The following is a 5,125-nucleotide window of genomic DNA, read 5'->3' on the forward strand; positions in this document are numbered from 1 at the left end:
GAACCGGCTCGGCCCCTCCCGCAGCAGTGCCTCCGGGAACCCGGGCCCGTGGTCGCGGACCCGCACCACCCGGCCCTCCACCGTGACCTCCACCGGTCCGCGCCCGTGCTTCGCCGCGTTCCCCAGCAGATTCCCCAGGATGCGCTCCAGCCGCCGGGGATCGGTGTTGACCCACGACTCGTGGACGACCCGGACCGTCACATCGGGGTCCAGCAGCGCGACCCGGCGGCTCACGAACTCGCCCAGCGCGATCTCCTGGAGCTCCGCCCGCTCCGACGCGCTGTCCAGCCGTGCCACCTCCAGCACGTCCTCCACCAGCGTCCGCATCGCCTGGGCCCGGTTGCGTACCAGCTCGGTCGGCCGCCCGGGCGGCAGCAGCTCGGCGGCCGTGAGCAGCCCCGTCACCGGCGTACGCAGTTCGTGCGCGATGTCCGCCGTCACCCGGCGCTCGGCCTCCAGGCGCTCCTGGAGGGCGTCGGTCAGCGCGTCCACCGCGCGGGCCAGCTCGTCCGTCTCGTCCCGTACGACCCCGCCGATGGCGTCCCGCACCCGGACGTCCGTGTGCCCCTCGGCCACCTTCGTCGCAGCCGCCGCCGCCTTGCGCAGCCGCCGCGAGATCTGGCCGCCGATGAGGATGCCGAGCGCGCACCCGCCGAACACGACCGCGACCGAGCCGATCACCAGCGCCCGGTCGAGGTCGGAGATGACGTTGGAGCTGCGGTCGGTGAACGTGCTGTGCAGCGACAGGACGTCACCGTTGCCCACCGGCACGGCCGCCCAGATGTCCGGCACCCCGCTCTTGGGCTCCTGCACGGACGTGGCCTTGCGCCCCCGGTCCGTCTTGGCCTTCAGATCGGCCGGCAGCGCCGGGTCGTTGAGCTTCGCGCCGAACCGGGTCTGCTTGCTCGTCTCGTAGATGCGCTGCGCGAACAGCACCCGGTCGAGCTGGAGGTCGCGCGCGTTGTCGAGCATCGAGACCCGCGCCGCGTTGTGCACGACGAGGCTGAGCGCCATCACGGTCAGCGCCCCGACGGCGGTGATGGCGATACTGATCTTCCAGCGGACGCCGGTCCGCAGAGCGGGCCGCCTCACTCGCCCCTCACGCCTTCTGCCCCTCACGCCTTCAGTTTGTAGCCGAAGCCACGGACGGTCTCGATCCGGTCCTGTCCGATCTTCGTGCGCAGCCGCTGCACATGGACGTCCACCACCCGTGTGTCGCCGCCCCACCCGTAGTCCCACACCCGCTCAAGGAGCTTGTCGCGGGAGAGCACGGTACCGGGCGCCGAGGAGAACTCCAGGAGCAGCCGCATCTCGGTCGGGGTGAGGGCGACGGTCTCCCCGCCCTTGCGGACCTCCATGCCCTCGGTGTCGACCTCCAGGTCGCCGAAGGCGAGGAGCCCGCCGTCGACGTCCCGGTCCGTCTCCGCGGTGCCCGCGCCGGAGCCGCCCGCGTGCCCGAAGCGCCGCAGCACCGCGCGGATACGGGCGACGAGCACGGCCCCGTCGAACGGCTTGGTCACGTAGTCGTCGGCGCCGGCCTCCAGGCCGAGCACCACGTCGATCGAGTCCGCGCGCGCGGACAGCATGATCACCGGAACGGTCGACTCGTCACGGATGCGGCGGCACAGACTCACCCCGTCCAGCCCCGGCAGCATCACGTCCAGCAGGGCGATGTCGGGCTGGTCGGCGCGGAAGGCCTCCAGGCCGGAGAGCCCGTCGGGCATGGCGGTCACGGTGAAGCCGTCGCGCTCCAGCGCGAGCTGGGTGGCTTCACGGATGACGTCGTCGTCCTCGACGAACAGGACATGGGTCTCGGCCATCGTGCTGCTCTCAGTTCCTCGACTTGCGCTTGCGCTGGTGCTGTTGCCTGAAGGTGCGGACGGTCAAACCCAACCACACCGGACCGCCCGGGTCAGGGCGAGGCCGGCACCGGCGCCTCGGTCCCCTCGTCGTTGCCGACGGCCTTGCTGAAGTCGTTCTCCACCTGATCGTGCTTGGCGAACTTCGTACCCGCCCAGCGGTAGGTGGTCACGATCTCACTGGAGGCGAAGGCCGGCTTGTCGCCCTTGGCGTACATCTGCCGGGTGACCACCAGGTCGCCCCGGTCGATCTCCGCGTAGACGGGCGCCTCCTCGGAGGTGAAGACGTTGCCGTACGAGGAGCCCTCCTCGCGGTACACATAGGCGCCCAGCCCCACCGCGTCCCCGCAGGTCATCACATTGACCACGACGTCCTGTCCGGCGGCGCCGGTGACGTGGCCGTAGGAGACGTCGATCGGGTACTCGTCCTTCACACAGGGCTTCAGGTCCGCCTTCACGCGCTCACTGACCTTGGGGTCGGCCTTGAGCAGCCGTACGGCGTTGACCTTCTTGAAGGGGGCCTCGGGCGTGGCCTTGGGCGTCGGGGAGGCATGGCTGACCTTGTCGGTGTGGGCCTCGCCCTCGTCGCGCGTGCCCGTGCCCCCCGTGGAGCAGCCCGCCGCGAGCAGGCCGAAGGCGGCGAGCCCGGCCATCGCCGTGGTTCCCGCCGCCAGTACGCCCCCTGTGCCTCTGCCTAGGCCGCGCACCGCTCCCGCCCCTTTTCGTCGCGCTCGTTGCGACCGACCCGGCGGTCGGCCTGACGGCCCACCCGGCCGTCACGTCCATCAGGGTTGCCCAGAGCGTGGAAGTCAAGCTCGCGGCTCTCCAGCTCCTGGCGGAGCCGGGCCAGCGCCCGGTGCAGCGTGCTCTTGACGGTACCCGCCGACATCCCGAGGGCCGCGGCGGTCTCCTCCGTGCTCATCTGCTCCCAGTGTCGCAGCACCACGACGCTGCGCTGCTTGGGCGCCAGGACTTTCAGCACGTCCATGAGGAGGGCGCGGTCGGCGCGCTGCTCGGAGCCGTCCTCGATGCGCGCGTCCGGCAGCTGCTCGGTGGGCACCTCCTCCAGCTTGCGGGCGCGCCACCACTCGGTCCGCGTGTTGATCATCACGCGGCGCAGATACGCGTCGGCGAGCGCCTTGTCGGCGATGCCGTCCCAGCGGCCGTAGGTACGGGCCAGAGCGGTCTGGAGCAGGTCCTGCGCGTCGACCGGGTCCGGAACGAGCCGCCGGGCGCTGCGCAGCAGGGCCTCCTGCCGGGTGCGTACGTACTCTTCGAACTCGAGCACCTCGCCGTGCGCCATACCCAACCGCCTCCGTCCCCGTGACTTTCCCGCCGGTCCCACTTGCCTGACTGAACCTACGGAGCCGTTGTCACGGGCCTGTGCGGAGCAGCCGTCGGGGGGCGCACGGTGAGCCATCGGTTGTGTAACAACGAAGGTTTGGGCGGTGTTTTCCCGGGGTAAGCGCGTGTTCCCGCGGTGACGGAGCGCTATCCCGCGGAGCGTCGAACCAGGTCAACGGGCCCTGTTCGACCGGGAGTTCCCGCTGTGTGACGCTCCGTCGGGAGCGGGGGCCCGGCGTTTGTCACGGCGGACCGGCACGCGGATGTCACAGCCATCCGTCGACAGCCCCCGCTCCGGGCCGGATCAGGTCAGCGGCAGCCGGTACACGCCGTCCCCGAGCGGCTCCACGAGCCCGTCCGCGACCAGCCCGTCCAGCGCGCGGGCCCGCTGCACCGGCTCGTGCCACACCGCGTCGAGCGCCGCCTGCGGTACGGGATCCAGCGCCTCGCGCAGTACGGCGAGGAGCTTGCCGCGCACCTGGCGGTCGGTCCCGGCGTACGTCTGGCCGCGGCGCGGGGGGCCGTCGTGCGCGGGCTTGCCGGCCAGGTGCCAGGCGCAGCTCGCGGCGATCGGGCAGCGCCCGCAGTCCTCGTTGCGGGCCGTGCAGACCAGCGCGCCCAGCTCCATCGAGGCCGCCGCCCAGCGGGCCGCGCGCGCCTCGTCGTCGGGCAGCAGGGCGCGGGCCAGGCGCCGCTCGGCGGCGGTGGTGGCGGTCGGCGGGTACTGGACGCCCGTGACGGCCCGCGCGAAGACCCGGCGGACGTTGGTGTCCAGCACCGGATGGCGCTGTCCGTACGCGAAGGAGGCGACCGCGGCGGCCGTGTACTCGCCGATGCCGGGCAGCGCGAGCAGCTGTCCGTGGTCGCGCGGCACGTCACCGCCGTGCCGTTCCGTTATCGCCACCGCGGCCCCGTGCAGGCGCAGCGCGCGGCGCGGGTAGCCCAGCCGCCCCCAGGCGCGGACGGCCTCGCCCGGGGCGTCGGCGGCCAGGTCGGCGGGGCGCGGCCAGCGGGCCAGCCACTGCTCGTACACCGGGAGCACCCGGCTCACGGGCGTCTGCTGGAGCATGAACTCGCTGACCATCACACCCCAGGCGCCGGCCTCCGGGCGGCGCCAGGGCAGATCGCGCGCGTGCTGGTCGAACCATCCGAGGACGGGGGTGTGGAGGGCGTCGGGGGAGACCGTGTCGGGGTCGGTCGTCGGCATCGTCGTCATGGCACCCCCGATCCTGGCACGGAACGGGGGTGCGAGGGGTACGGCGGGCCGCTCAGCGGCGGGCGTGCAGCGGAGCACCCGGTCCGGACAGCCATCCGGCCGCGCCGTTGCCGCTCGCCCGCATCGACTCGACGAGGGAGCGCACCGGGCGCGTACCGGCCTTGGCGAAGAGGACCGCGACGGCCGTGCCGAGCAGCAGGCCGACCGCCACGTCGTGCGGGTAGTGCACGCCGACGTACACCCGCGAGAAGGCCATCGCCAGCGCCATCGGCACCGTCAGCGCCCAGATGCGCGGCCAGGCCAGCGCGAGCGCGACGGCCGCGCCGCCCGCGATGGTGGCGTGGTTGGACGGGAACGACCAGTCGCCGTTGACCGGGCAGGTGATCAGGGAGGTGGCGGCGCCCTTGACCGCGCGGCACGGGCGCTCCTCGACCACCAGCGACTTGATCACCTCACTGGAGACATAGGCGACGGCGGTCGCCAGCGGGGCGAGCAGCGCCAGGGCCATCGCCGTGGAATCCGCCCGGCGCGCCCGCCACCAGCAGGCGACGAACAGCACGCCGAACAGGAGCAGCCCCACCTCCGTCCAGAGCTCGACGAAGTGCTGCATCCACGAGGGCGTGTCGTGGGCGAAGTCGGTGATGTCGCGGTAGAGATCGCTATCCATGGTGACGGACAGTATGGAACATCGACCTCCGGAATGATG

6 protein-coding genes are annotated in these 5,125 nt (G+C 72.4%); all 6 read right to left on the minus strand.

From position 1 onward, the window contains the following. On the minus strand, positions 1-1,092 hold a 1,092-nt coding region (locus tag ACJA3G_RS29640), incomplete at its 3' end, for a histidine kinase dimerization/phospho-acceptor domain-containing protein (RefSeq protein WP_406556116.1). A 23-nt stretch (positions 1,093-1,115) separates the two neighbouring features. After that, positions 1,116-1,820 carry a two-component system response regulator CseB gene (cseB, locus tag ACJA3G_RS29645; protein ID WP_406556117.1) on the minus strand — a complete coding sequence of 235 codons (705 nt, stop codon included), beginning with the start codon at positions 1,818-1,820 and terminating at the stop codon, positions 1,116-1,118. 92 nt (positions 1,821-1,912) lie between these two features. Further along, positions 1,913-2,512 (minus strand): hypothetical protein, encoded by a 600-nt coding sequence (locus ACJA3G_RS29650; protein ID WP_406556118.1) that lies wholly within the window; start codon positions 2,510-2,512, stop codon positions 1,913-1,915. A 41-nt stretch (positions 2,513-2,553) separates the two neighbouring features. Continuing rightward, positions 2,554-3,162: a SigE family RNA polymerase sigma factor gene (locus ACJA3G_RS29655; protein WP_406556119.1), complete on the minus strand. Its 609-nt coding sequence runs from the start codon at positions 3,160-3,162 to the stop codon at positions 2,554-2,556. 345 nt (positions 3,163-3,507) lie between these two features. Further along, positions 3,508-4,419 (minus strand): A/G-specific adenine glycosylase, encoded by a 912-nt coding sequence (locus tag ACJA3G_RS29660; protein ID WP_406556120.1) that lies wholly within the window; start codon positions 4,417-4,419, stop codon positions 3,508-3,510. Positions 4,420-4,471: 52 nt separating this feature from the next. Then, positions 4,472-5,086, minus strand: a complete 615-nt coding sequence (locus ACJA3G_RS29665; protein WP_406556121.1) for a phosphatase PAP2 family protein — start codon at positions 5,084-5,086, stop codon at positions 4,472-4,474. Between the last annotated feature and the right edge of the window lie 39 nt (positions 5,087-5,125).

This window comes from Streptomyces sp. YS-3, from assembly GCF_045257485.1.
GTDB lineage: Bacteria > Actinomycetota > Actinomycetes > Streptomycetales > Streptomycetaceae > Streptomyces.

What these genes read in the sequence shown, in the direction of transcription:
- cseB (WP_406556117.1), bottom strand. Translation starts at nt 1,820, where the DNA reads ATGGCCGAGACCCATGTCCTGTTCGTCGAGGACGACGACGTCATCCGT.
- ACJA3G_RS29650 (WP_406556118.1), bottom strand. Translation starts at nt 2,512, where the DNA reads ATGGCCGGGCTCGCCGCCTTCGGCCTGCTCGCGGCGGGCTGCTCCACG.
- ACJA3G_RS29655 (WP_406556119.1), bottom strand. Translation starts at nt 3,162, where the DNA reads ATGGCGCACGGCGAGGTGCTCGAGTTCGAAGAGTACGTACGCACCCGG.
- ACJA3G_RS29660 (WP_406556120.1), bottom strand. Translation starts at nt 4,419, where the DNA reads ATGACGACGATGCCGACGACCGACCCCGACACGGTCTCCCCCGACGCC.
- ACJA3G_RS29665 (WP_406556121.1), bottom strand. Translation starts at nt 5,086, where the DNA reads ATGGATAGCGATCTCTACCGCGACATCACCGACTTCGCCCACGACACG.